The sequence below is a fragment of the Streptomyces sp. NPDC022552 genome, assembly GCF_055561875.1.
Genome location: NZ_JBVHGJ010000003.1, coordinates 457,517 through 480,404, shown reverse-complemented (window position 1 = coordinate 480,404; position 22,888 = coordinate 457,517). Strand labels below are relative to the sequence as shown.

General features: G+C 71.8%; 24 protein-coding genes. 12 read left to right on the top strand and 12 right to left on the bottom strand.

Features of this window, described 5'->3' with window-relative positions; translation table 11 throughout:
* Nucleotides 1-172: 172 nt before the first annotated feature.
* Nucleotides 173-1,729 carry an ABC transporter substrate-binding protein gene (locus ACZ3OF_RS11990; protein WP_467304272.1) on the top strand — a complete coding sequence of 519 codons (1,557 nt, stop codon included), beginning with the start codon at nt 173-175 and terminating at the stop codon, nt 1,727-1,729.
* Between the two features lie 90 nt (nt 1,730-1,819).
* Here the strand turns inward: ACZ3OF_RS11990 and ACZ3OF_RS11985 are convergent, their stop codons facing one another.
* From ACZ3OF_RS11985 to ACZ3OF_RS11975, 3 genes are all read right to left on the bottom strand, one after another.
* Complete coding sequence (locus ACZ3OF_RS11985) at nt 1,820-2,503, bottom strand: TetR/AcrR family transcriptional regulator (RefSeq protein WP_361668756.1); 684 nt, start codon at nt 2,501-2,503, stop codon at nt 1,820-1,822.
* A 146-nt stretch (nt 2,504-2,649) separates the two neighbouring features.
* Nucleotides 2,650-3,069, bottom strand: a complete 420-nt coding sequence (locus tag ACZ3OF_RS11980; RefSeq protein WP_361667799.1) for a thiol-disulfide oxidoreductase DCC family protein — start codon at nt 3,067-3,069, stop codon at nt 2,650-2,652.
* Nucleotides 3,070-3,079: 10 nt separating this feature from the next.
* On the bottom strand, nt 3,080-3,511 hold the full coding sequence (locus ACZ3OF_RS11975; protein ID WP_361442757.1) for a hypothetical protein: 432 nt from the start codon (nt 3,509-3,511) through the stop codon (nt 3,080-3,082).
* A 136-nt stretch (nt 3,512-3,647) separates the two neighbouring features.
* On the opposite strand from ACZ3OF_RS11975, the gene ACZ3OF_RS11970 reads away from it, so the two are divergent.
* The gene (locus ACZ3OF_RS11970; RefSeq protein ID WP_361668758.1) at nt 3,648-4,433 is read left to right on the top strand and encodes an alpha/beta fold hydrolase; all 786 of its coding nucleotides are present in this window, start codon (nt 3,648-3,650) and stop codon (nt 4,431-4,433) included.
* On the opposite strand, the gene ACZ3OF_RS11965 is transcribed toward ACZ3OF_RS11970, so the two are convergent.
* Together ACZ3OF_RS11965 and ACZ3OF_RS11960 are read right to left on the bottom strand one after the other, a co-directional pair.
* A complete protein-coding gene (locus ACZ3OF_RS11965) occupies nt 4,405-6,921 on the bottom strand; it encodes a DUF4132 domain-containing protein (RefSeq protein ID WP_467304269.1) in 2,517 nt (838 codons plus the stop codon). The genes ACZ3OF_RS11970 and ACZ3OF_RS11965 overlap by 29 nt on opposite strands.
* Nucleotides 6,922-6,965: 44 nt before the next feature.
* Nucleotides 6,966-8,204 (bottom strand): MFS transporter, encoded by a 1,239-nt coding sequence (locus ACZ3OF_RS11960; RefSeq protein WP_361667806.1) that lies wholly within the window; start codon nt 8,202-8,204, stop codon nt 6,966-6,968.
* A gap of 86 nt (nt 8,205-8,290) precedes the next feature.
* Between ACZ3OF_RS11960 and ACZ3OF_RS11955 the strand changes: the two genes are divergently transcribed.
* A complete protein-coding gene (locus tag ACZ3OF_RS11955) occupies nt 8,291-8,836 on the top strand; it encodes a MarR family winged helix-turn-helix transcriptional regulator (protein WP_467304266.1) in 546 nt (181 codons plus the stop codon).
* Between the two features lie 254 nt (nt 8,837-9,090).
* On the opposite strand, the gene ACZ3OF_RS11950 is transcribed toward ACZ3OF_RS11955, so the two are convergent.
* The 6 genes from ACZ3OF_RS11950 to ACZ3OF_RS11925 all read right to left on the bottom strand — a co-directional run bounded on the left by ACZ3OF_RS11950 (nt 9,091) and on the right by ACZ3OF_RS11925 (nt 13,897).
* Nucleotides 9,091-9,630, bottom strand: coding sequence for a hypothetical protein (locus tag ACZ3OF_RS11950; protein ID WP_361667812.1), 540 nt, complete (start codon nt 9,628-9,630; stop codon nt 9,091-9,093).
* 112 nt (nt 9,631-9,742) lie between these two features.
* A complete protein-coding gene (locus tag ACZ3OF_RS11945; protein WP_331907562.1) occupies nt 9,743-10,501 on the bottom strand; it encodes a succinate dehydrogenase iron-sulfur subunit in 759 nt (252 codons plus the stop codon).
* On the bottom strand, nt 10,501-12,255 hold the full coding sequence (gene sdhA, locus ACZ3OF_RS11940) for a succinate dehydrogenase flavoprotein subunit (protein WP_361667815.1): 1,755 nt from the start codon (nt 12,253-12,255) through the stop codon (nt 10,501-10,503). Before sdhA ends, ACZ3OF_RS11945 begins: the two co-directional genes overlap by 1 nt.
* 25 nt (nt 12,256-12,280) lie before the next feature.
* Entirely contained in the window at nt 12,281-12,754 is a 474-nt protein-coding gene (locus ACZ3OF_RS11935; RefSeq protein ID WP_361667817.1) for a succinate dehydrogenase hydrophobic membrane anchor subunit, read from the bottom strand.
* An 8-nt stretch (nt 12,755-12,762) separates the two neighbouring features.
* Nucleotides 12,763-13,143 (bottom strand): succinate dehydrogenase, cytochrome b556 subunit, encoded by a 381-nt coding sequence (gene sdhC / locus ACZ3OF_RS11930; RefSeq protein ID WP_361442776.1) that lies wholly within the window; start codon nt 13,141-13,143, stop codon nt 12,763-12,765.
* A 154-nt stretch (nt 13,144-13,297) separates the two neighbouring features.
* Nucleotides 13,298-13,897 carry a 2-oxo-4-hydroxy-4-carboxy-5-ureidoimidazoline decarboxylase gene (locus tag ACZ3OF_RS11925; protein ID WP_361667819.1) on the bottom strand — a complete coding sequence of 200 codons (600 nt, stop codon included), beginning with the start codon at nt 13,895-13,897 and terminating at the stop codon, nt 13,298-13,300.
* Between the two features lie 353 nt (nt 13,898-14,250).
* Between ACZ3OF_RS11925 and ACZ3OF_RS11920 the strand changes: the two genes are divergently transcribed.
* The 3 genes from ACZ3OF_RS11920 to ACZ3OF_RS11910 all read left to right on the top strand — a co-directional run bounded on the left by ACZ3OF_RS11920 (nt 14,251) and on the right by ACZ3OF_RS11910 (nt 17,243).
* Entirely contained in the window at nt 14,251-15,867 is a 1,617-nt protein-coding gene (locus ACZ3OF_RS11920; protein ID WP_361667822.1) for a beta-N-acetylhexosaminidase, read from the top strand.
* Nucleotides 15,868-15,985: 118 nt separating this feature from the next.
* On the top strand, nt 15,986-16,633 hold the full coding sequence (locus ACZ3OF_RS11915) for a DUF4328 domain-containing protein (RefSeq protein ID WP_361667825.1): 648 nt from the start codon (nt 15,986-15,988) through the stop codon (nt 16,631-16,633).
* A gap of 61 nt (nt 16,634-16,694) precedes the next feature.
* Entirely contained in the window at nt 16,695-17,243 is a 549-nt protein-coding gene (locus ACZ3OF_RS11910; RefSeq protein WP_361667827.1) for a hypothetical protein, read from the top strand.
* Nucleotides 17,244-17,339: 96 nt separating this feature from the next.
* On the opposite strand, the gene ACZ3OF_RS11905 is transcribed toward ACZ3OF_RS11910, so the two are convergent.
* On the bottom strand, nt 17,340-18,074 hold the full coding sequence (locus ACZ3OF_RS11905) for a Clp protease N-terminal domain-containing protein (RefSeq protein WP_361667829.1): 735 nt from the start codon (nt 18,072-18,074) through the stop codon (nt 17,340-17,342).
* 75 nt (nt 18,075-18,149) lie between these two features.
* Here ACZ3OF_RS11905 and ACZ3OF_RS11900 point away from each other — a divergent pair, with 75 nt between their 5' ends.
* The 6 genes from ACZ3OF_RS11900 to ACZ3OF_RS11875 all read left to right on the top strand — a co-directional run bounded on the left by ACZ3OF_RS11900 (nt 18,150) and on the right by ACZ3OF_RS11875 (nt 22,767).
* Complete coding sequence (locus ACZ3OF_RS11900) at nt 18,150-18,842, top strand: DinB family protein (RefSeq protein ID WP_361667832.1); 693 nt, start codon at nt 18,150-18,152, stop codon at nt 18,840-18,842.
* A 56-nt stretch (nt 18,843-18,898) separates the two neighbouring features.
* A complete protein-coding gene (locus ACZ3OF_RS11895; protein ID WP_361667835.1) occupies nt 18,899-19,342 on the top strand; it encodes a hypothetical protein in 444 nt (147 codons plus the stop codon).
* Nucleotides 19,343-19,458: 116 nt separating this feature from the next.
* Entirely contained in the window at nt 19,459-20,034 is a 576-nt protein-coding gene (locus ACZ3OF_RS11890; protein WP_467304256.1) for an RNA polymerase sigma factor, read from the top strand.
* Entirely contained in the window at nt 20,031-20,654 is a 624-nt protein-coding gene (locus tag ACZ3OF_RS11885; protein ID WP_361667840.1) for a hypothetical protein, read from the top strand. The genes ACZ3OF_RS11890 and ACZ3OF_RS11885 overlap by 4 nt, the downstream gene beginning before the upstream one ends.
* Before the next feature lie 284 nt (nt 20,655-20,938).
* A complete protein-coding gene (locus ACZ3OF_RS11880) occupies nt 20,939-21,604 on the top strand; it encodes an RNA polymerase sigma factor (RefSeq protein WP_361667842.1) in 666 nt (221 codons plus the stop codon).
* The gene (locus tag ACZ3OF_RS11875) at nt 21,604-22,767 is read left to right on the top strand and encodes a hypothetical protein (RefSeq protein ID WP_467304252.1); all 1,164 of its coding nucleotides are present in this window, start codon (nt 21,604-21,606) and stop codon (nt 22,765-22,767) included. Before ACZ3OF_RS11880 ends, ACZ3OF_RS11875 begins: the two co-directional genes overlap by 1 nt.
* The last annotated feature ends 121 nt before the right edge of the window (nt 22,768-22,888 follow it).

Below are 22,888 nucleotides of genomic sequence, written 5' to 3'. Positions count from 1 at the left end.
GCCGGGGCCGATACATGCCGTTCAGTCCTCCGAAGTCGCTCATCACGGACATATACCTGCACTGTGAAGGTTTCCTCTTCCACTTGTGAAACTCGTGTGATTGGGTGACGCCATCGCGGCATGGCTGGGTGCCGCCGCGCCAGGGGTGGGCTCGAAAAAAGGAAGCACGGCGATGCGGTCGAAGGTCCGTCTGCGGATCCTCATCACTTGTGGAGTTCTGGTGGCCGCCGGGGTGGGAGGCTGGCAGCTGCTGCCTTCCGACGACGTCCGGACCGACCCGATCACGGTCGGCACCACGGACGAGGTCACCTCGCTCGACCCGGCCGGAGCGTACGACGCCGGCTCGTGGGCCATGTACAGCAACGTCTACCAGTCGCTGCTCTCCTTCAAGCCCGGCTTCACCACGCCGGTCCCGGACGCCGCCGACAACTGCAAGTTCATCGGCACGCGGCTCACCACGTACCAGTGCGTGCTCCGGGACGATCTGACCTTCGCCGGCGGCCGCAAGGTGACCGGCGAGGACGTCAAGTACTCCTTCGAGCGCATGCTGAACATCAAGGCCGACGTCGGTCCCGCGCCGCTCTTCGCGACCCTGAAGAGCGTGGTGGCCAAGGGCCAGACGGTCACCTTCAACCTGACGAGCCGGGACGCGACCTTCCCGCTGAAGCTCGCCACGGGCGCCGGTTCGATCGTCGACCGCGACCAGTACCCGGCCAAGAAGCTGCGTGAGGGCGACACGGTCGAGGGCTCGGGGCCGTACGTCCTCAAGGAGTACAAGCCCGGCGAGAGCGCCCGCCTGGAGCCCAACCCGAACTACCGGGGCTCGGTGGGCAAGCGTGGCGGCACGGTCGTCGTGAAGTACTTCACGGAGTCCGAGCAGCTCGCCGACGCCTGGAAGAGCAAGCAGGTCGACATCGCGCACCGGCAGATGCCGCCGGAGTTCCTCTCCACGGTGCAGGACGGCAAGGACACCGCCCGGATCACCGAGGCGCAGACGGCCGAGATCCGCAATCTCTACTTCAACGTGAAGTCCGGCTCCCCGATGGCGAAGAAGGCGGTCCGGCAGGCCGTCGCCGCCGTGATCGACCGCCCGGCGATCGTCACCGGCGCGTACCACGGCACGGTCGAGCCGCTGTACTCCCTCATCCCGCAGGGCTTCAACGGCCACAGCACCTCGTTCTACGACGCCTACCCCGAGCCGTCCAAGAAGACGGCGAAGAGCCTGCTGAAGGACGCGGACGTCGAGACGCCGGTGAGCTTCACCCTCGGCTACCGCAAGGACGCCACGTACGGCGCCGAGGCGGCCGAGCTGAAGAAGCAGCTGGAGGCGAGCGGCCTGTTCAAGGTGAAGCTCGTCGAGGCGGAGTGGAAGGAGTTCCAGAAGGGGTACGTGAACGGCGACTACGACGCGTACCCCGTCGGCTGGCTGCCCGACTTCCCGGACTCCGACAGCTTCACCGCCCCGCTGGTGGGCACGGACAACGCCATGCACAACGGCTTCGCCAGCAAGAAGATCGACTCGCTGATCTCCGCGACGCAGCAGTACAGCGACCGGGCGGCGGCGGCGAACGACTTCGAGGACATCCAGACCGAGGTCGCCGAGGACGTCCCGCTGATCCCGCTCTGGCAGAAGAAGGACTACGTGCTGGCGACGACCGAGGTCGCCGGTTCGCAGTACCTGACCGACGGCACCGGCATCTGGCGCCTCTGGGAACTCAGCTGGATCTGAGGCCGCCCTCGTGGCCCCGGGCACGGCCTGGGGCCACGGGCCGGGCTAGGGAGGGGCCTCGGGCCTCGCTGGGGCCCGGGACCGTGGCCGTCAGCCCTTCGGGGTCTTCCCGCGCTTGGGCTTGCCCGAGGCCGCCATGCCGGCCGCCGTCGGCATGAAGTCGGCGAGGAGGTCGTGGGTCTCGCGCACCAGGGGCCGCAGCAGCCGGAAGCGCGAGAGCGAGATCGCCCGGGCGGTGACCGGTGAGAGGCGCTCGACCAGGCGGCGGCTGTTGGCGCAGCCCTCGGAGCGGTCGTACACCCAGAACAGCACCAGGCCCATCTGCTGGAGCCAGAGCAACTGGGGCAGAGGCTCGGCCAGTTCGGGGTCGACCTTGACGTCGGCCCCCGAGATGACCCTGCGGTGGACCTCGATCGCCGCCTCGCGCGGGCCCTCCGACTCCGGGGAGAACGGGCTGAGCGGGCTGTCCGGGTCGGCCGCGTTCTTGAAGAACTGCGCCGCGAACTCGTGGTACGGCTCGGCGATGTCGAGCCAGCCGAGGAGGACCCCGCGGATGCGGGCCGTGAGGTCCTTCTCGCCGCCGTCGAGGATGTCCGCGACGGCGGCCTGGTGCTCCTCGGCGATCCGGTCGTAGAAGCCCTGGACCAGGTGCTCCTTGGAGGCGAAGTAGTAGTACGCGTTGCCGACGGAGACCCCGGCCTCCTGGGCGATGGCCCGCATGGTCGTCTTGTCGTAGCCGCGCTCCTTGAAGAGCCGGAGCGCGGTCTCGAGGATGAGCGTGCGGGTCTGTTCGCTCTTGGCGGCCTTGGCCGGAGCGGCGGCCGCGGCGGGCTCGGCGCCCGTGGGCCCGGCCCCGGTGGGCTCGGGCTCGTTGGGCTCGGCGGGCTGCACTTCCTTCACGTCCTTCACAGTGCCCGAGCCTAGCCGGGCGTGCCGGGCACTTCGCAGCGCCCGTCCTCGCAGCCCGGTCCGTGGGCCTTGATCGCCTCGCGCCACTTGGCGGCGGCCAGGACGGTCGCCCGGGCCAAGGGCTGCCCGGCCGGAGTGGCCAGCCAGTGGGCCTTGGGCCGGTGTTCGGCCAGGGCCCAGAGGCAGACGATCCACGCGGAGGCGGCGCGGTAGACCTGCCCCCGGTCCCCGATCACGGTGATCTCCTTGAGGGTGGACTCGTGGTCGAGGCCGGGGAAGCGGCGCATGGCTTCCTGCGAGGCGGCCGGGACGAGGTCGAGCGGGACGAGCTGGCGCTGCCGCAGCAGCCAGTGACGCAGGTGGACGCAGAGCGAGCAGTCGGCGTCGTACAGCACGGTGAGGCGGTGTACGGGAGTCACGGGCCGGCTCATCCGACTCTCCTCACGCTCCGGTGACGGGCGGGGCCCAGGGTCCCTTGGCGGGGCCGGTCCAGCCCTGCGGCGGCACCGGCGGAACCTGCTCGCGCTCCATCACGCCGCGGCGGCGGATCTTGTTGAGGACGTAGACGTTGCCCAGGTGCATCACGCCGAGCACGAGGAGCACCACGCCCTGCTTGACGGACAGGGCCTCGAAGAGCCCCCGGGCGTCGGCGACGGTCTCGTCCTGGCTGAGGTAGAGGGCGACGAAGCCGAAGTTGACGAGGTAGAAGCCGACCACCAGGAGGTGGTTGACGGCCTCGGCGAGCTTCTCGTTCCCGTGCAGGACGTCTGCCAGGAAGATCCTTCCGTTGCGGCTGAGTGTGCGGGCGACCCAGATGGTCAGAGCCACGCTGATCAGCAGATAGGCGATGTACGCGACGACAGTGAGGTCCATTCCCCACCCTCCCTTGAACGCGTTCAAAAGCTGGCAGTCATGACTGTAGACCTTCGTTTGAACATGTTCAAGAGAGGGCCGGGGGAGAGGTGCGGAAATCCCTAGGCGATCAGGAGCAGGGCGCTTAGGGTGACGCCTGATGCTTTCTCATGACGTGGCCGGTGAAGGCCCTTCCACAGTTGTCCTGCTCCACTCCGGCGTTTGCGATCGGAGGATGTGGGACGCGCAGTTCGCGGCACTTGCCGCCGCCGGGCACCGCGTGATCCGCTGCGACCTCCGCGGCTTCGGCGAGACCCCGATCGACCGCCCGCACACCCACTGCGACGACGTCGCGGAACTCCTCGACGCCCTCGGCGTCGAACGGGCCGCACTCGTCGGCTCCTCCTTCGGCGGCGAGGTCGCCCTGGAGACCGCCGTCCGCCACTCCGGGCGCGTCTCCGGGCTCGCGCTGCTCTGCTCCGGCATCCCCGACTTCAGCCCCAGCGACGACCTGCGCGCCTGGGGCCGGCGCGAGGACGAGCTGCTCGAAGCGGGCGACGTGGACGGGGCGGTCGCGCTCAACGTCGACACCTGGCTCGGCCCGGAGGCCGACGACGAGGCGCGCGAGCGGGTACGGGTGATGCAGCGGCGCGCCTTCGACGTACAGCTCGCCGCCCCCGAGGAGGTCCACCCGGTCGACGCCGGTGTGACGTCGGCGGAGCTGACCGGGATCGAGCTGCCGTGCCTGGTCGTCTCCGGGGCCCACGACCTGCCCGACTTCCGGGCGATGTCGGCCCGCCTCGCCACGCTCCTGCCGGGCGCCCGTCACCTCGAACTGGAGTGGGCGGCCCACCTTCCCGCCCTGGAGCGCCCCGAGGAGACGAGCGCGCTGCTCGCCGGCTTCCTGGCGGAGGTCACAGCCCCCGGCGTATCCGTGAGCTGATCGTGCGGTCGGTGATCCCGGCGTCGGCGGCGAGCAGGAACGCCTTCGAGAGGATCACCGACATCATCCCGCCGTCCTCCTCGAACGGCAGGAACATTTTCTCCGGGGCCTGCGGCGAACGGTCCGGCCCGATGGGCAGCGGGGCGTCCTCCGGCTCCATCAGGACGTGGCCAGAGCCCAGATGGATCCGGTACGCGCGCAGGTCGCCCCGCACCCGGAGGAACCGCTCCGTCAGCTCCGTACGGTCCGCGATCCCGGTCCGCGGGAGCAGCCGGGCCAGCGCCTCCCGGCGGATCCGGGCCGAAGCGGTCAGCTCGCCGAACGACCAGCTCTCCCAGTACCCGTCGTACGCCCGCTCCTCGCCCCTGTCCCGCCAGTCCGGGTCCGCGCCGATGGACGCCACCCCGACGAACAGATCGACGTCCCGCAGCGCCTCCGACAGCACGAGTGCCGGTACGTCGGCCGGTGCGACCCGCTCCCAGACGCCCCGTGCCCCGGCCGAGGCCACGCGGCGCTCGAAGCGGACCTGGTCGGTCGAGCAGAGCACGGCGACCCCGTCGGCCGAGCTGCCCGCCTCGACGAGTCCCACGAAGAACCGGGCCCGCCAGAACACCCCCTCGCCGACCGGCAGATCACCGGGGCGCGGCAGCTCCCGCACCATCTCGGAGGAGCCGCCCGCCCCGAAGTACCCCAGGTGGTCACCGGTCCAGCCGCGCTCCGCCATCAGGGCACGCGCCTGCCCGTAGCGCAGGATGTGTCCCGCGAACCGGTTCGAGTACGAGCCGGTCGCCACCTCGGCCGGAGTGAGCGGGTACACCTCGCGGAAGACCTGCTTGAACGGCTGCCGCAGCTCCCGCTCCGTCAGCTCGGCCCGCCATTCGGCCACTTCGTCGGCCTCGGCCCGGATGGGGTGCCACAGACGCAGCCGGGACCCGGGGGAGACGGGGGTCGCCGTGCCGTCCGCGCCGGCCAGCGCCCAGCCCCCGCCGGTCCGCTCCGGCACCCCGGCCGTCCAGCGCTCGTCGGCGTCCGGGGCGACCTCCCACAGCAGCGCGCGGGCGGCCGAACCGGTCACGGGGTGGTCGATGTAGTACCGCTCCCAGTCCTCCGCCGGCCAGGTCGTCCCCGCCACCAGATGGTCCTCCAGCCGGGCCCGTTCCGCGGCCAGCAGGGTCCGGAGCTCCTTCGACGCGGCCCGGATCGTGGCCAGCCGCTCGCCGTACCCCTCCCGGGCCACCTTCGGCGCCGACCTCAGCACCCGGCCCTGGGGTCCCCGGAACGACAGCGAGGCCACGCCGGGCTCCTGCACGGAGAGCACCGCCGTGTACTCCCCGAGCGCCTCCTCCCGCATCCCGCGCCCGTCGAGCCCGTGCGTCGGGGTGCCGCGCTCGCGCAGCATCGACGGCGTGAGCCCGGCCCGTCCGGCGACGGCCTCCAGGGCCTTGTCGATCGCCTTGAGCACCGTCCGGTTGCGGACCTTCCCCTTGAGCCGGCCGAGGTACTGGACGGCGTCGGCGGCCCGATCGCCCTCGCACGCGCCGAGGAACGCGACCCCGGCCGCCGCGAGCCTGGCGTTGCGGCAGATCCCGCCCGAACCGCCCGTACCCGTACCGGCGTTCAGCGCCACGGCCCCGACCGTGGGCACCACCCAGGCGCCGGGCAGCCCGGCCGCCGCCCACAGGGCCCCGCGCACGACCGCCGCGTTGCGCTCGCCGACCAGGCCCGGTTCGCGGTACACGCCCATGGGGTGAGGAGCCACGACCAGGTGCTCCGTCTGTCCGGCGGCCCCGTCGAGCAGCGCCCGTACGAGCGCGTCGCCGCGGTCCACCGCCGCGAGCAGCTCCCCGGCGGCCTTCTGCCACTTCCTCGTCGGCCGGGCCGCGCCGAGCGCCGCGCAGTGCTCCAGGAACGCCGCCACACCGGCCGCCGAGAGCAGCTCCGGGTGCTCGGACCGCATCCGGGGCCCGTACGCGTCCTCGTCGTTCAGGAGTGCCCACGGCAGCCCGGTGGCGTCGGGCACGTCGGGGCCGATCAGCCGGTCCAGGACCTTCCGTATCGCGGCGTTCTCCGAGCCCTCCGCCTGGTCGCCCCAGGCCGACAGGGAGGCCTTGCGCGCGGCCCGGAGCAGGGCGCGGTCGCATCCGCCCGTCTCGCGGGCGGCGGCCAACGGGAGCTGCATCAGCGGTCCGTACTCCTGGAGCAGCTGCATCGGATCGACCATGGCCATCACGCCCACCAGCCGTTCGAGCAGCTCCTCCGCCTGGGACACCGACCACCCCAGCCGCCGTCCGGCCAGCCAGGAGACGCTCCAGTCGGTGACCTTGTCCGCGCCGCCCCGGCACTGGTTCCGGTGTATCCACAGGGCGGCCCGGCGCAGCTCGTCGGGCGCCAGCTCCTGCAACAGCTCCTGGACGGCCGCGCCCCCTTGGGTCCGCTGCCGCACCCCCGCCTCGTACAGCCTGACTTCCAGACTCGTCGTCCCCACCATGCGTACGACGGTAGGGGACCCCACTGACAGCGCCACCCCGGCCCTCAGCCGAACTTCCTCACCCCCGGGACCAGCGCCGTCCCCAGGCAGCAGCCGGCCACCACGACCGCGGCGGCTATCAGGGGGACCTCCGGTCCCCAGGCGGAGGCGGCCATCGGTGCGAGGGCGTAGCCGAGCGGCATGGCGGCGAGGGAGAGCAGCCAGTCGTAGGAGCCCACGCGGGCCAGGGCGTGGGCCGGGACGGCCCGTTGGACGGCGGTCTCCCAGACCGGGGTGAGGAAGCCGAGACCGACCTGGGCGAGCCCGTAGGCGGTGATGGTCAGCGGCGCGGGCGCGGGGACGGCCAGCAGGAGGAGCGGCAGGGCGTACACGGCGAGACCGAGGTTCGCCGTCAGGACGGGGCGCCGGGGGCGCAGTCGGTCGGCGAGCAGCGCACCGAGGAGGAAGCCGACCGCGCCGACCTGGAGGAACACCACCCAGACGGTCGTGCCGCCGAGATGGGTGAGGGCGATCGCCGGGCCGAGGGTCATCAGGACGGCGGCGGCGCCGTTCCAGGCGCTGTGCCCGATGAGGCTGGTCCAGTACCAGTCGCGGGACCTGACCTCCTGCCAGCCCTCCTTGAGGTCGGTGAGTACCGAACTGCGGGGGACGGGCACGCGCTCGACCCGTACGGCGAGCAGCAGCAGGGCGCTGATTGCGAAGGTGGCAGCGTCCAGGACGAACGCCCAGCCGGCACCCGCGGTGACGATCAGTGTGCCGGCGAGGGCGGGTCCGGCGAGGCGGGTGACGCTCTTGGCCACGCCCATGGCGGCGTTGGCGCGGTGAAGGGCCTCGGGGGCCACCGTTCCCGTGATCAGCGGGGAGCTGGTGGGCATCGAGAACGCGCTCGCCGCGCCGCCGACGACTTCGGCGCCTGCGACGACCCAGAGGGACGGGTCGCCGCTCAGCAGCTCGGCGCCGACGAGGAGTTGGGTCGCGCAGCGGACGACGTCGGTGGTCAGGGCGACCGTACGGGCGTTGAAGCGGTCGCCGACGACTCCGCCGACGGGCAGCAGGAGCAGCTTGGGGACCATCGCACACGCCAGGACGATCGCGAGCGCGGAGCTCGATCCGGTGGCCTCCCAGACGGCGATGGCGAGCGCGGCGGGGATGGCGGCGTCACCGAGGAGCGAGAGGGCGCGGCCGGTGAAGAAGAGCCGGAAGGAGCGGGTCCGCAGGGGATGGGGGACGGGGGCGGGTGGCGGCGTGGGCACGGTGTCCGTGCCGGAGGAGGCGGTGGGCATGACAGAAACCGTATTTCGGTATCGAATGCTTCGTCAACGAAATATTCGGCACCGAACAATCATGGACGGCGACGTACGATCGACCCATGGAGCCGACCGAACCCACAGGGCCCACGCGGCGGGACTGGACCGACGAACACGTGGCCCGCTGGCAGCCCGTCCTGCCCGGCCTCGACCCGGTGGTGGAGGGCGCCGTCACCCGTATGAAGAAGCTCTCCGTCCATCTGCGGCGGGTCCGCGAGCAGTCCCTCGTCGACTTCGAGCTGGAACGCCACGAGTTCGACACGCTCCACAAGCTCGCCGGCCGCGGCGGCAGCGCCGCCCCCTCGGAACTGGCCCAGGACCTCGACCTCGCCCCCGCCTCGGTCACCGGCCGCCTCGACGCCCTGGAGAAGCGGGGCTTCGTCCGCCGTACGCAGTCCACGACCGACCGCCGCCGCGTCGTCGTCCAACTCACCGCCTCCGGCCGGGAGACCTGGCTCGGCGCGATGGACGTCCTCGGTCACGAGGAGGAGCGGCTGCTCGGCGTCCTCGACGACAAGGAACGGGCGCTGCTCAACGACATGCTCCGCCGGATCATGATCGTCGCCGAGGAGCCGGACGGCGTCACCGGCGCTCCTCGTACCCTCTGAACCCGGCCCCGACGATCCGCAGGACGCGGTCCAGCTCCTGTGCGTTCATGAAGCGCGACACGTCGGAGGCGGTGGAGATCATCCCGCCCCCGGCGCCACCGGACCATCGGGGACACCCCGGGTCGGACCCCGGCCCGACCCGGGCGGACCCCTGACGCGATCCCCTGGAGGCCCGGACCGACCGTCACTCCGACCGTGGCGTCGACCCGCACTCGCCCCTCACGCGCCTCCCGCTCGCCCCTCGCGCCCGGTGCTCACACGCTCAGCGAGCGCGCGAAGTTGACCTGGTTCATCACCCAGTGGAAGGTGTCCGGGCCGGTCGCGGGGATCATCGTGGAGTGGTGCCGACCGCCGCTGGTGACCGAGACCTGGATGAAGCCGGTCGTCTGCTTCTCCTTCATCAGCAGGAACAGCAGGCCCAGCAGGCAGAAGATGAAGAAGATGACGGCCAGCACGATCGCGACCGTGGGCATCTTCTCCTCCGTCCGCGACATGTCCATCGCGTTCCACACGGCGCCCTTGAGCGGCATCGCACCGGCCGGCGTGATGATCTGGTCCCCGACGACCGTGATGTCCCCGATGCTCAACAGCGGTGCCCCGCCGCCGCCCTGACTCACCGGCGGATACTGCGGCGGCACCGGCAGGCCCGGCATGGTCGGCTCGTACGAAGGCCCGGACGCCGCCTGCGGATACCCGTAACCCGGCGTCCCCTGCGGATAGCCGTATCCGGGCACTCCCGGCTGGTCGGGCCCCCACTTGTACTCACCGTCCGCGTAAGGGTTCGGCTCGCTCATCAATCCCCGCTCTCCCCGAAGTGTTTCGGACACACGATCCGGACATGGAAAACCCGAAGGCCCGTTCCCGCACGCCGCAGCGTACAGAAACGGGCCTCCGGCCGTGGAACGGTCAGAAACGACGCGTGATCAGCGCGCGCTTCACTTCCTGGATCGCCTTCGTGACCTCGATGCCACGCGGGCAGGCGTCCGTGCAGTTGAACGTCGTGCGGCAACGCCACACGCCGTCCTTGTCGTTCAGGATCTCCAGGCGCTGCTCGCCCGCCTCGTCACGCGAGTCGAAGATGAAGCGGTGCGCGTTGACGATCGCGGCCGGGCCGAAGTACTGGCCATCGTTCCAGAAGACCGGGCAGGACGACGTGCACGCGGCGCACAGGATGCACTTGGTGGTGTCGTCGAAGCGCTCACGGTCCTCGGCCGACTGCAGACGCTCACGCGTCGGCTCGTTGCCCTTGGTGACCAGGAACGGCATGACGTCCCGGTACGCCTGGAAGAAGGGCTCCATGTCGACCACGAGGTCCTTCATCACCGTGAGGCCCTTGATGGCCTCGACGGTGATCGGCTTCTCGGGGTTGATGTCCTTGATCAGCGTCTTGCAGGCGAGCCTGTTCTTGCCGTTGATCCGCATCGCGTCCGAGCCGCAGATGCCGTGCGCGCACGAGCGACGGAAGGTCAGCGTGCCGTCGACGTCCCACTTGATCTTGTGAAGGGCGTCGAGCACACGCTCCTTCGGGTCGATCTCGATCTGGAAGTCCTCCCAGACCGACGCGTCCGACACCTCGGGGTTGAAGCGGCGGATCCGCATCGTGACCGTGATGTACGGGGAGGCGGCGGACTCCGCCTCGACCTTGTCCAGTACGGGGGTAGCCATCAGTACTTACGCTCCATCGGCTGGTAGCGGGTCTGGACGACCGGCTTGTAGTCGAGACGGACGGTCTCGGAGCCGTCGTCGCCGACCTCGCGGTACGCCATGGTGTGGCGCATGAAGTTGACGTCGTCGCGGTTCGGGTAGTCCTCGCGGTAGTGACCACCGCGGGACTCCTTGCGCGCCAGGGCCGAGACGGCCATGACCTCGGCCAGCTCGAGCAGGTTGCCCAGCTCGATCGCCTCCAGGAGGTCCGTGTTGAAGCGCTTGCCCTTGTCCTGGATGGACACGTTCTCGTAGCGCTCGCGCAGCTCGGCGATCTTCTCGACGGCCGTCTTGATCGTCTGCTCGGTGCGGAACACCATCACGTTGGCGTCCATCGTCTCCTGGAGCTCACGGCGGATGTCGGCCACCCGCTCGCTGCCCGTGGAGTTGCGCAGCCTCTCGATCTGCGACACGACGAGGGACTCCGGGTTCTCCGGCAGCTCGACGAAGTCGTTCTTGGCGGAGTACTCGGCCGCGGCGATGCCCGAGCGCTTGCCGAAGACGTTGATGTCGAGCAGCGAGTTGGTGCCCAGACGGTTGGCGCCGTGCACCGACACGCAGGCGACCTCGCCGGCCGCGTACAGGCCCGGGACGACGGTGGTGTTGTCCGCCAGGACCTCACCCTCGACGTTGGTCGGGATGCCGCCCATGGCGTAGTGCGCGGTGGGCTGGATCGGGATCGGGTCCGTGTACGGCTCGATGCCGAGGTACGTACGGGCGAACTCGGTGATGTCCGGGAGCTTGGCGTCGAGCTGCTCCGGCGGAAGGTGCGTCAGGTCGAGGTAGACGTGGTCGCCCTCGGGACCGCAGCCACGGCCCTCGCGGATCTCCGTGTAGATGGAGCGCGAGACGACGTCACGGGACGCGAGGTCCTTCATGACCGGCGCGTACTTCTCCATGAAGCGCTCGCCGTCCTTGTTGCGGAGGATGCCGCCCTCACCGCGGGCGCCCTCCGTCAGCAGGATGCCCATGCGCCAGATGCCCGTCGGGTGGAACTGGAAGAACTCCATGTCCTCCAGCGGCAGACCGCGGCGGTAGCAGGCCGCCTGGCCGTCACCCGTCAGGGTGTGCGCGTTGGAGGTCACCTTGAAGAACTTGCCCGTGCCGCCGGAGGCGTAGATCACTGCCTTGGCCTGGAAGATGTGGATCTCACCGGTGGCCAGCTCGTACGCGACCACACCGGCGGACTTCTTGACGCCGTCGACCTCGGTGATCAGCTGGTCCAGGACGTAGAACTCGTTGAAGAACTCCACGCCCTCCTTGACGCAGTTCTGGTACAGCGTCTGGAGGATCATGTGGCCGGTGCGGTCCGCGGCGTAGCAGGACCGGCGGACCGGGGCCTCGCCGTGGTTGCGGGAGTGACCGCCGAAGCGGCGCTGGTCGATGGTGCCGTTCGGGGTCCGGTTGAACGGCAGGCCCATCTTCTCCAGGTCGAGGACGGCGTCGATGGCCTCCTTCGCCAGGATCTCGGCGGCGTCCTGGTCGACCAGGTAGTCACCGCCCTTGACCGTGTCGAAGGTGTGCCACTCCCAGTTGTCCTCCTCCACGTTGGCGAGCGCGGCGGCCATGCCGCCCTGCGCGGCGCCCGTGTGGGAGCGGGTGGGGTAGAGCTTCGTGAGCACGGCGGTGCGGCTGCGCTTCGTCGCCTCGATGGCGGCGCGCATGCCTGCGCCACCGGCGCCGACGATGACGGTGTCGTACTTGTGGATCTTCATGACGTGGATTACCTCAGCCCCGTGCCTAGCGGATGTTCGGGTCGAAGGTGAAGATCACCAGCGTGCCCAGAAGGATGGTGAACACCGTGGCGGTGTACAGCAGGCCCTTGAGCCACAGGCGCGTGTTGGCCCGCTCCGCGTAGTCGTTGATGACCGTACGGAGGCCGTTGGCGCCGTGCAGCATGGCGAGCCAGAGCATCAGCAGGTCCCAGACCTGCCAGAACGGGGACGCCCAGCGGCCGGCCACGAAGGCGAAGCCGATCTTGGAGACGCCGCCGTCGAGGAAGAGCTGGATCAGCAGGTGGCCGAGGACCAGGACGACGAGGACGATGCCCGAGAGGCGCATGAAGAGCCACGCGGCCATCTCGAAGTTGCCTCGCGTCGCCCGCGGCGTCCTGCCGGTGCGCTTGCGGGGGGCCTCGATGTACGGGGCCGGGTTGTCCACGTCGTAGGAAGCGCCCTCGACGGGACCGATCGCGGAAGTGGTGTCAGCAGACATGTCTGGCGTCAGCTCCCGAACAGTTCACGTGCGGCGTGGCCGAGGACGGGGTAGATGGAGCCCGCCATCAGCACGACCCAGATGCCCACGACGGTCCAGAGCATCTGCTTCTGGTAGCGCGGGCCCTTGGACCAGAAGTCCACCGCGACGACCCGCAGGCCGTTCAGCGCGTGGAAGAGGATGGCGGCGACCAGGCCGTACTCGAGGAGTGCGACGATCGGCGTCTTGTACGTGGCGACCACGTCGTCGTACGCCTCGGGGGAGACGCGGACGAGAGCGGTGTCCAGCACGTGTACGAACAGGAAGAAGAAGATGAGGACGCCGGTGACTCGATGAGCCACCCAGGACCACATTCCTTCCCGGCCGCGGTACAGCGTTCCAGCCGGCACGGAAAAACCCTCCGGGAGCGGGGATCAGGGTCGGCCGGCTTCAGTGTCGGTCTGACCCGGCCGGGTACGGTCCACCGGCCCCGGTCATCGTAGCGACGACTTGTCGGTTCGCTCGCGCGGGGTCCATAGGTGTGATCAAAGTGGCACGGACGGGCTATCGCGACGGCCCGAATCGCCGTATTCCGGACGCCTGCGCCGAAGAGGGCGCCGCGCCGGAGGCGAGCGCCGGATCGGGAGCGAGTGCCGCGATGTGGTGGGCGACGCGGGCGCGGGCCAGCCGGCGCAGCTCGTCGGCGGCGACCACCCGCTCCTCGTCCGGCTCGTTGGCCAGGCGGGACCGGATGCCCGCGAGCACCTGGTCGAGGCGCTCGCCGGGGCGTACGCCGTCGAGGCTGATCACGAAGGCGTGCCCGAACCGGCTCTCGTACGCGGCGTGGGCGGCCCGCAGCGCGGTGTGCGCGGCGGGCGGGGCGTCGGGGTGGGGCGCGGCGGAGGACTCGGCGGCCAGAGCCTCCTGGCGGTCGGCGGCGGGCAGGTCGTAACCGGCCTCGTCGGCGGCGGCGAGCAGCGCGTCGAGCGTCGGGTACGGGCGGTGCGCGGTCACCCGTTCGGCCCAGCGGGGGCTGTGGCAGCAGGAGAGGAGCAGCTCCTCGGCGACGTCGGCCGGGGCGGCGTTGAAACGCGCGAGACCGTCGGGCGTGGCGGGGCCGTCGGGCGTGGCGGGGCCGGCAGGGTCGCCCGGCGCGCCGGTCACCGTGCGTGTCGCCGACGTGGCGCGCGCGGCGGCGTGCCGGGGATCGCCCTGCTGGGCAGGTATCGCGGGACGCGCGGGGCCCGTGGGCGTCGGAGACGTCGCGGGCGGCGCGGCGGGTGTCGCGGCGGAGCCCAGGTCCCGGTTCCGGGACGGGGCGCGGGTGTCGCTGGTCAGCGTGGACTCCGGGAAAGATGGGGTGGGTGTGACGCAACGTTATCGACGGGGTGCGAGAACTGTCCGAAGGATGCACGAATTTCACCCGGAAGGGAGAGTTTCGGAACGTGTCCGTGACGTTCCGGGGTCGAGAACCTGCCCCGAATGGCCGCACGCGGCCGTCTGAGGGAGGATGCCGAATGATGCGGTACGCCATACGAAGGCCCCACGCGGGCCCCACCCTCCTCGCGGCCGCGGTGGCACTGGTCACCGTGACCTCCTGCTCCGACGGCGCGTCCTCCGGCCCCACCCCAGGTGCCGGTACGCCGTCCTCGGTCACCAGCGCGCCGACGAGCACGCCGCCGCCCAGCCCCACGCCCACCCGGACGTACCCGCTCTCCACCGCGCCGCTCACGGTCCCCGCCGTCCGGTCCCACGAGGCGGCCCGCGGACCCGGCTGGCGCCCCACGCCCGAGGCCGGTGTCGTCGTCGCCGCGGGCAGCGAGGGCCTCGCCGACGAGGGCCGGCTGCTCGCGGGGGAACTCAAGATCGCCTACCGGGGGGCGGTCGCCGCCCGCGCGGGCGACATCGAGCTGGCCCTCGGCGGCAAGGGCGCCCCCGAGTCGTACACGCTCACCACCCGTGACGACCGGGTCAGGATCACCGGCCCCGACCAGGCGGGGGTCTTCTACGGGACCCGCACCCTCAAGCAGTCGGTGAACGGCTCGGGAGCGATGCCCGAGGGCACCGTCACCGACGCGCCCGCCAAGCCCCAGCGCGGGCTGAACCTCGACATCGCCCGGAAGTTCTTCACGGCGGAGTGGATCGAGGCGCGGCTGCGCGAGATGGCGGACCTCAAGCTCAACCAGTTCGGTCTGCACTTCTCCGACGACCAGGGCTTCCGGATCGCCTCGGACACCCACCCCGAGATCGTCTCGGCCCAGCACCTCACCAAGGCCGAGGTGCGCCGGATCCTCGCCCTCGCGCAGACCCTGCACATCACCGTCGTGCCCGAGATCGACTCACCCGGACATCTCGGCGCCGTCCTTCGCGCGTACCCGGACCTCCAGCTGCGCAACGTCCAGGGCGTGCCGCGCCAGGGCGCCATCGACATCTCCAAGCCCGCCTCGGCGAAACTCCTGGACGAGCTGCTGCGCGAGTACGCGGGCCTCTTCCCCGGCGGCTGGTTCCACGTCGGCGCCGATGAGTACCAGGCGCTGACCGTCCGCTCCCCGGAGACCTCCTATCCGCAGCTGGCGACGGCGGCGCGTGAGAAGTACGGCCCCCAGGCGCGCGTGCAGGACCTGGCGGAGGGCTGGCTGAACGACCGGGCCGCGGTGGTGCGGGACGAGGGCAAGGTGGCGAAGGCCTGGAACGACGGCTTCTTCCGGGGCGGGGTCGTCCACGCCGACAAGGACATCGAGGTCGAGTACTGGACCGGCAAGGAGATCGGCGCCCGGCCGCCGACCGAGTACCTGGCCGAGGGCCGCAAGGTCGTGAACCTCAACGACGAGTTCCTGTACTACGTCCTCGGCGAGCCGAACGAGTTCACGTACCCCACCGGCCGCCGCATCTACGAGCAGTGGACCCCGCTGGTGCTGCGCGGCACGACCCCCGTGCCGGCGCGGTACGGACCCCAGATCCTGGGCGGCCGGTTCGCGGTCTGGTGCGATCTCTCCCAGGCGCAGACGCAGGCGCAGGTGGCGGAGGGCATCCGGATGCCGCTGACGGCGACGGCGCAGAAGCTGTGGGACGCGCGGACGCCGACGATGAGTTGGGCCCAGTTCCAGGAGCTGGCGGTGAAGGTGCGGGGCTGACCGCGGTCTCCCCGTGGACGCGGATCTTCCGCACCGCGTACGGTCCCCAGCGCGGCGGCCGCCCGGCCGCCCTGCGCCTCGGGAGAGGCGCCGCTCATCCGTGGGGGGCCGCTCCGTCATGCTCCGCAATCCCGTTGGTCTGTCGTACGCCGTGGTCGCGCTGCTCGCAGCGCTCGCCGTGGCCGATGTGGCGCTCTTCGCCGCGGCCGTCGACGTACGGCTCCTCATGACCGGCAGCCTGAAGGACCACCCGGACCCCGCGGGGTTCGGTCACATGGGCGTCGACGTCGCGTCGGCGCTCCAGGTCGTCGTCCAGCTGGCGCTCGCCGTCGTCTTCATCGTCTGGTTCCACCGGGTCCGCAAGAACGCAGGGGTCTTCGCGCCCGATGTGCACCGTGGCGGGCCCGGCTGGGCCATCGGTGCGTGGTTCGTCCCGATCGCCAGCCTCTGGTGGCCGCGGAGTGTCGCGGTCGGCACCTGGCGGGCGAGCCGCCGGGACCCGTACGGCGACGGCAAGGGCGAAGGCGAGTCGTTCGCCGTGCTCAACTGGTGGTGGGCCTTCTGGGTCCTGACGAATGTCATGAGCCTGTTCGCGAGCGCGGTGTACGACGACGCCGACACGGTCGAGGAGTTCGCGGCGGGGGCCGGCTTCCTCATGGGAGCGGCCGTCCTGGACATCGTCGCGATCGCCCTCGCGATCCGCTTCGTTCGCCGTCTCACCTCTATGCAGCACGCGAAGGCCACTGGCATGATTCCGGCCGCGTAGTGACGTAATCGCGCCAAGTGACGCAGTAAGGGAAGTACTGCGTCCGCAACGGGAGGCCCCGATGAGCCTGCTGGAACTGATCGACCGCGCCGACGAACGGAGTCTGGCGGCCGCCGGACTCGCCTGCCTGGACCGGTGTCTGCCGCTGCTCGCCCCCGAGGGCGGGGAGGTGCTGCGGCCTGTCTGGGCGGCGGTCGCGCGAGGCGACGGCGGAGCCTGGGGCGAAGCGATGGCCAAGGCCCGGGTCGAGCTGGGCGGCGACGCCGGGGACGGGGCTGCGGCCGATCTCGTACGGGAGATGCTGCGCGCCGCGCCCGTCGAGTGGGCCGAGGGGCCGCTGCGGGAGTGGGCCTCGGGGTGTTCGGTCACCGCGCTGGCCCTGCACGGCCGGTACGACGCGGCCGAGGTCACCGACGCCTCGATCGCGCGCTGCCGGGCCGGGGACGGGGCCGGTGCGGGCCCGCTCCTCGCGGGCGAACTGCGCCGGCAGGAGACCGTCCTCGAATCGGTCGCCCATGGGCCGACCGGTCTGCGCCGGGCCCGCGAACTCTCCACGGAGGGCGGCCGGGTGCTCCGCGCGGTGGTCTCCCGTCGCGCCCGCACGGCCTGAGGGCCGCCGCGCACGGTCTCGTACGTGTCCTCCCGTGACGGTCGAGTGGCCGGGCGCCCCCTGGGGCACCCGGCCACGGCCGTCATCGCTTCGCCGTCACTCCGCCGGCTTGATCGAGATCTGCTCGAGCGCCGCCGCGATGTCCGCCTCCGCCCGCGCCTTGTCGAGGCCGAGGCCCGTCAGGGGACCCTCGCCGTCCTCGAACTCCAGCAGCGCCAGCAGGATGTGCTCGGTGCCGACGTAGTTGTGTCCGAGCCGGAGCGCCTCGCGGAAGGTCAGCTCCAGGACCTTCTTCGCCGCCGCGTCGTACGGGATGAGCGCGGGCACCTCCTCGGCCGCCGGCGGCAGCGTCGGGGTGACCGCCTCGCGCAGCGCCTCGGGCGTCACGCCCTGCGTGGTCAGCCAGTGCACCGCGATGCCCTGGGGCTCCGCGAGCAGGCCGAGGGCCACGTGCCCCGTGCCGATCTCGGCGTTGCCCGCGGCCGCGGCCTCGCTCTGGGAGGCCACGACCACGTTCCGTGCGCGGGGGGTGAAGCGGCTGAACCCGGCGCTCGCGTCCATCTTCTCCGCGTCCGGGTCCTTGGGGACGAAGCGCTTCTGGGCCGCCTGGCGGGTGACGCCCATGCTTCGGCCGATGTCGGTCCAGGAGGCGCCGGAGCGCCGGGCCTGGTCGACGAAGTGGCCGATCAGGTGGTCGGCCACGTCGCCGAGGTGGTCCGCCGCGATCACCGCGTTCGACAGCTGGTCGAGCGCGTCGGTGTCGGTCTTCTTGATCGCTTCGATGAGGTCGTCGAGCCGGACGGGGATGGTCTTGCCGACTGGTTTCGTCATAGAGGCAACCCTAGGTTGACAGCGCAGGGGTGTCAACTTTCGGTTGACAGTCCGGCGGACGTCATGATGATCGCCATGACGACGACGAGCGACCCCACCGCACCCGGCATCACCGCCGACGATCTCCAGCACGCCGTCCGCCTCTCCCTGGCCACCCTCCGCGGCGCCGCCGCCACGACCACAGCCGCCGACTGGCAGCGCCCCGCCGGCGACCTGACCTGGAGCTGCTGGGAGACCGTCGAGCACCTCGCCGACGACCTCTTCGCCTACGCCGCCCAGCTCGGCCTCGACGCGCCGGCGCTCGGCACGGAGGTGCCCTTCCTCTGGGAGCGGCGCCGTGAGGGCGGCCCCGCCAACGTGACGTACGCCGACCCCGGGGCCGGGACCGCGGGGCTGCTCCAGGTCCTGGAGTCCTGCGGCGCGTTGCTGACCGCCGTCGTCCGCACGGTTCCGGCGGACCGGCGCGCGTACCACTGCTTCGGTCTCTCCGACGCCGAGGGCTTCGCCGCCATGGGCATCGTCGAGACGCTCGTCCACACCCATGACATCGCCGCCGGGCTCGGCGTCCCGTTCCACGCGCCGGCCGGCCTGTGCGGTCAGGTGCTCACCCGGCTCTTCCCCGGCGCCCCCACGGACACGGACCGCTGGCCGACCCTGCTGTGGGCCACCGGACGCGGCGAGCTCCCGGGGCGCGAACGGCTCACCTCCTGGCGCTGGTTCGCCGCCCCGCGGGCGGAGGGAGAGGCGGTCACCGATCTGACGGTGTGACAAGCGCCACCTCCGCCACCTGTGACACTTGCGCCCCATCGGTCGCTTGGTTGGGCATGTACCGGGAATCCGACAACGCGCCGGCCATGCCGTCCGCCGACGGAATGCGCGCCTACGTGTCCCATGTCGTCGAGCGGCTCACGGCCCGAAACCGGCTGCCGCTCGACTACTCCGTGGCCAGCCTCCGTCTGGTCGACCTCATCGTCGACGGACTGCGCCGCGACCATCCCGACCGCGGCCGGGTCGACGGCATCCTCCAGGGCCTCGGCGCGTACACCGGCGAGGTGATCGTGCGCCGGGCGGGCGCGCGGTGGGTGGACTTCGACGAGGGGCAGCGGGAGTTCTTCCGTCAGCCCGTGGGGATACGGATGCCCGACGGGCGTGCCTGGAACCCGCTCGGAAAGGTCGTCAACCGATTCGAGACAGGTCCGGAGGAATCCGTACAGCGCTTCTATCTGCTGCTGCACGGACGGGCCCGGACCCCTGTGCGGTGTCTGTGAACCAGTGACGTTTCGTCGGGTCCGCGCGCTGAACGAAGGGGGACGGCGCTTCGCGCCCTGCCTCACGAGGGGCATGGGCACGGTGTGCGGTGCCGAGTCGGCACGAAGAGGGAAGTGTGGGCGCGTACGACGCGGAACTGGGCCTCCTGGTCGAGCGCGCGCAGCGCGGGGACGAGGACGCCTTCGCGGAGGCCTACCGTCTCGTCCACCCCGGACTGCTCGGCTACGTACGGGGCCTGGTCGGCGAGGAGGCCGAGGACATCGCCTCCGAGGCCTGGCTGGAGATCGCCCGTGACCTCGGCCGGTTCCGTGGTGACGGGGCCGGTTTCCGCGGCTGGACCGCGGCGATCGTCCGTCACCGGGCCCTCGACCATCTGCGCCGGCAGCGGCGACGGCCCCGCACCTCCTTACTGGAGCAGGACGTACTGGAACTGCCCGGCGGCCACGACACGGCGGACGCCGCCCTGGAGAGGCTGTCGACGGAGCAGGCGCTCGCCCTGGTGCGCAGCCTCCCGCGCGACCAGGCCGAGGCCGTGCTGCTGCGGGTGGTCGTCGGCCTGGACGGACCGGCGACGGCCCGCGTCCTGGGCAAGCGCCCCGGGGCGGTCCGCACGGCGGGCCACCGGGGGCTGAGGAGACTGGCGGGACTGCTCGCCGCCGCGGAACCGCGACGGCGGAAGGATGGGACATGACACGCGAACCGGACGCGCTCGCCGCGGTGCTGAGCGCGGCGCTGCGGCGCGAACAGGCCGGTGCCGACGCGGGCGAGGCCAGGGCGCGCGAGGCCTTCCGGGCGGCGCGGGCCGTCGAAGGGACCGCGCCGCGCCGGACCAGACGGCGGGACGACTGGCGTCCGGCGCCGGTACGAGCACGGTGGCGCGCTTCCCTGCGGACCACCGCTTTCGGGGTGGCGGCGACGGTCCTGCTCGGCGGTGTCGCGGTGGCCGCGTCCGGCACCCTCGACCCCGCCCCGCCCGCCCCGCCGGCGCCGGCACCGGCGCGGGAGAACTCCGGGACCCCCGAGGCCCCCGAAGCTCCCGGCACCGACCGCGGCGCGTCGGCCGTGCCGACGTCGGCGGGCGAGGTGCGGGACCGGCCCTGGGGCGACGGTGCGGACAAGGCCGGAGGCGCGTCCCAGGGCAAGGGGCGGGGCAAGGGCGGCGGCTGGGACAAGGGCGCGCCCCCAGGCAAGGGCCGGGGCGAGACCAGGTCCCCGTCCAGGTCCTCCGAGGACAAGGGCGAGCGCGGGGCCGCGAACAAGGCCCGGAGTCACGGCGTGAACAGCCGGGAGGCGAAGGGTCAGAACCCCTGAGCCGGAAGCCCTGAAAAGCGGGCGAAAAGGAAGACGACCGGGGCCGCCACCCCCCACAGGAGAGGCCCCGGTCGTCGTCCGCCGGAGCCGCAGCACGGCCCCGTACTCCCTTCAGCGCCGTACATGCGTTTTCTGTCACACCACCGCCCATGTCCCAAGTTGGTTGCAGGTTGCACAATCAAAGGACGAACGTGGACGGGGCGCCGCAGAAGGACGTAGCGTGCTGCTGCGTGCCGGATGGTGCGGCGGTGGTGACCAGCCGTGATTGACGAACAGGGTGGGGAGTGCTGGGGGAGGACGCGGAGCTGACGGCCGCGCTGCTCGCTGCGCAGAACGGGGACGAGGACGCCTTCCGTACTGTGTACCGCGCCGTGCACCCACGGCTTTTCGGCTATCTGCGCTCGCTCGTCGGTGACGCCGACGCGGAGGACGTCGCCTCCGAGTCCTGGCTCCAGATAGCCCGCGATCTCGACCGCTTCAGCGGCGACGCCGACCGGTTCCGCGGCTGGGCGGCCCGCATCGCCCGCAACCGGGCGCTCGACCACATCCGGATGCGGGGCAGGCGCCCCGCGGCCAGTGGTGACGAGACCGAACTCACCGACAAGCCCGCCGACTCCGACACCGCGGACGAGGCACTGGAAGCATTGACCACCGGCGACACCATGCATCTGATCGCCCAACTTCCCCAGGACCAGGCCGAGGCCGTCGTGCTGCGGGTCGTGGTCGGCCTGGACGCAAAGAGCGCCGCCGACACCCTGGGCAAGCGCCCCGGCGCGGTCCGCACCGCCGCGCACCGCGGCCTCAAACGGCTCGCCGAACTCCTCGGCGCCGACGGCGACGCCGCCCAGGCCTCCCTGGGCGGCGTACCACCGCAGCGCGGCCGCAGGCCGGGGGTTCCGGCCCCCGGTGGTGTGACGCAATCGCGCGCGCGGACGCAGAAGGACATGTGATGGCCGACGAGCGGTACCAGTGGCTCGACCAGGACACCGCGGAGCGGTTGCTGCGCGGCGAGCCGGTCGACGCCGTCGACGATCACGCGCGTGCGGAGGCGCTCCGGCTGGCCCAGGCCCTCGCGGCGGCCCGCCCCGCCCCCCTCGCCCACGCGGCGCAGACCGAACTCCCCGGTGAGGCGGCCGCGCTGACGGCCTTCCGCGAGGCCACGGCCGAGCGCGCCCTCGCCCCGTCCCCTGCGGCGTTCGCGCCCACCGCCGCCGAACTCGGCGCGGTACGGATCGGACCGGTGCCCGCCGCGCGGCGCTGGGGCCGCTCGCTGCGGTACGGACTGGCCGCCGCGGTCGCCGCCGTGGCGGTCGGCGGGGTCGCCGTCGCCTCCGGCACGGGCCTGCTGCCCTTCACCACGGACCGCCCGGCCCCCGCCGGTTCCGTGTCGGCCGTGGACACGCCCGAGCCGATCGCCTCGCACGACTCGTCGGAGCGCTCGGACGTCCCGGAGGCCTCGGGCTCCCCGGAGCCCGGCCTCGGTACGGGTGCGCCCTCGGCGCCCCCCACCGGCGACGGCGCCACCTCGACGCCCGCCCCTCCGGCCACGGCCGGAAACGGCGGTACGGGCGACGAGGGCGGCAAGGGTGACGCGACCCCCGAGCCGGGGAGGAGCACGGGCGGCCCGTCGGAGAAGGACGGCGCGGACTTCGGCGCCAAGATCGTCCACGCCTGCGAGGACTACCGGGCGGGCCGCATCGACGACACCGCCAAGAGCCGGCTGGAGAAGTCCCTGCGCGGCGGCGAGACCGTACGGCGCTTCTGCGACCGTGTCCTGGGCGGTGACTCGGCCGGCGGCAGGGGCGACGGCGCGGGTGACGGCAAGGGCGACGACTCGTCCGAAGAGGGCGAACGAGCGGGCTCCGTCGGCCGCACCGACGACTGGAGCGGTGGCGGGAACGCCCGTACGCACGACCCGAACGCCGGCCACGCCGACGGTCCCGTCCCCGACGAGGACCGCTCCGAGGACCGCGCCCCGGTCCATGCCGACCTCCGCGCACCCGCCGCGGAACTCGTCGAGGCCCGCGCCCTGGGGCCGGTCGAGGACGCCCGGCAACTGGCCGAAAACCTCCTCCCGGACCTGGCCCGCATCCCCGTGACGAACAAGGTGTGACACTTTTCGGCCCGTCGGCGCAGTACTGAGTGAGCCGACTGGTCATCGGCCGCGCGTGAGCCGAGGTTCCCCCCGTACCTCCGGCTCCGCGCAACGGCGCGGGTGGGACACGTTCCCCCGG

What these genes read in the sequence shown, in the direction of transcription:
- ACZ3OF_RS11885 (WP_361667840.1), top strand. Translation starts at nt 20,031, where the DNA reads ATGACACGCGAACCGGACGCGCTCGCCGCGGTGCTGAGCGCGGCGCTG.
- ACZ3OF_RS11910 (WP_361667827.1), top strand. Translation starts at nt 16,695, where the DNA reads ATGAGCCTGCTGGAACTGATCGACCGCGCCGACGAACGGAGTCTGGCG.
- ACZ3OF_RS11905 (WP_361667829.1), bottom strand. Translation starts at nt 18,074, where the DNA reads ATGACGAAACCAGTCGGCAAGACCATCCCCGTCCGGCTCGACGACCTC.
- ACZ3OF_RS11895 (WP_361667835.1), top strand. Translation starts at nt 18,899, where the DNA reads ATGTACCGGGAATCCGACAACGCGCCGGCCATGCCGTCCGCCGACGGA.
- ACZ3OF_RS11915 (WP_361667825.1), top strand. Translation starts at nt 15,986, where the DNA reads ATGCTCCGCAATCCCGTTGGTCTGTCGTACGCCGTGGTCGCGCTGCTC.
- ACZ3OF_RS11975 (WP_361442757.1), bottom strand. Translation starts at nt 3,511, where the DNA reads ATGGACCTCACTGTCGTCGCGTACATCGCCTATCTGCTGATCAGCGTG.
- ACZ3OF_RS11945 (WP_331907562.1), bottom strand. Translation starts at nt 10,501, where the DNA reads ATGGCTACCCCCGTACTGGACAAGGTCGAGGCGGAGTCCGCCGCCTCC.
- ACZ3OF_RS11920 (WP_361667822.1), top strand. Translation starts at nt 14,251, where the DNA reads ATGATGCGGTACGCCATACGAAGGCCCCACGCGGGCCCCACCCTCCTC.
- ACZ3OF_RS11980 (WP_361667799.1), bottom strand. Translation starts at nt 3,069, where the DNA reads ATGAGCCGGCCCGTGACTCCCGTACACCGCCTCACCGTGCTGTACGAC.
- ACZ3OF_RS11965 (WP_467304269.1), bottom strand. Translation starts at nt 6,921, where the DNA reads ATGGTGGGGACGACGAGTCTGGAAGTCAGGCTGTACGAGGCGGGGGTG.
- ACZ3OF_RS11960 (WP_361667806.1), bottom strand. Translation starts at nt 8,204, where the DNA reads ATGCCCACCGCCTCCTCCGGCACGGACACCGTGCCCACGCCGCCACCC.
- ACZ3OF_RS11900 (WP_361667832.1), top strand. Translation starts at nt 18,150, where the DNA reads ATGACGACGACGAGCGACCCCACCGCACCCGGCATCACCGCCGACGAT.
- ACZ3OF_RS11950 (WP_361667812.1), bottom strand. Translation starts at nt 9,630, where the DNA reads ATGAGCGAGCCGAACCCTTACGCGGACGGTGAGTACAAGTGGGGGCCC.
- sdhA (WP_361667815.1), bottom strand. Translation starts at nt 12,255, where the DNA reads ATGAAGATCCACAAGTACGACACCGTCATCGTCGGCGCCGGTGGCGCA.
- ACZ3OF_RS11990 (WP_467304272.1), top strand. Translation starts at nt 173, where the DNA reads ATGCGGTCGAAGGTCCGTCTGCGGATCCTCATCACTTGTGGAGTTCTG.
- ACZ3OF_RS11935 (WP_361667817.1), bottom strand. Translation starts at nt 12,754, where the DNA reads ATGTCTGCTGACACCACTTCCGCGATCGGTCCCGTCGAGGGCGCTTCC.
- ACZ3OF_RS11955 (WP_467304266.1), top strand. Translation starts at nt 8,291, where the DNA reads ATGGAGCCGACCGAACCCACAGGGCCCACGCGGCGGGACTGGACCGAC.
- ACZ3OF_RS11875 (WP_467304252.1), top strand. Translation starts at nt 21,604, where the DNA reads ATGGCCGACGAGCGGTACCAGTGGCTCGACCAGGACACCGCGGAGCGG.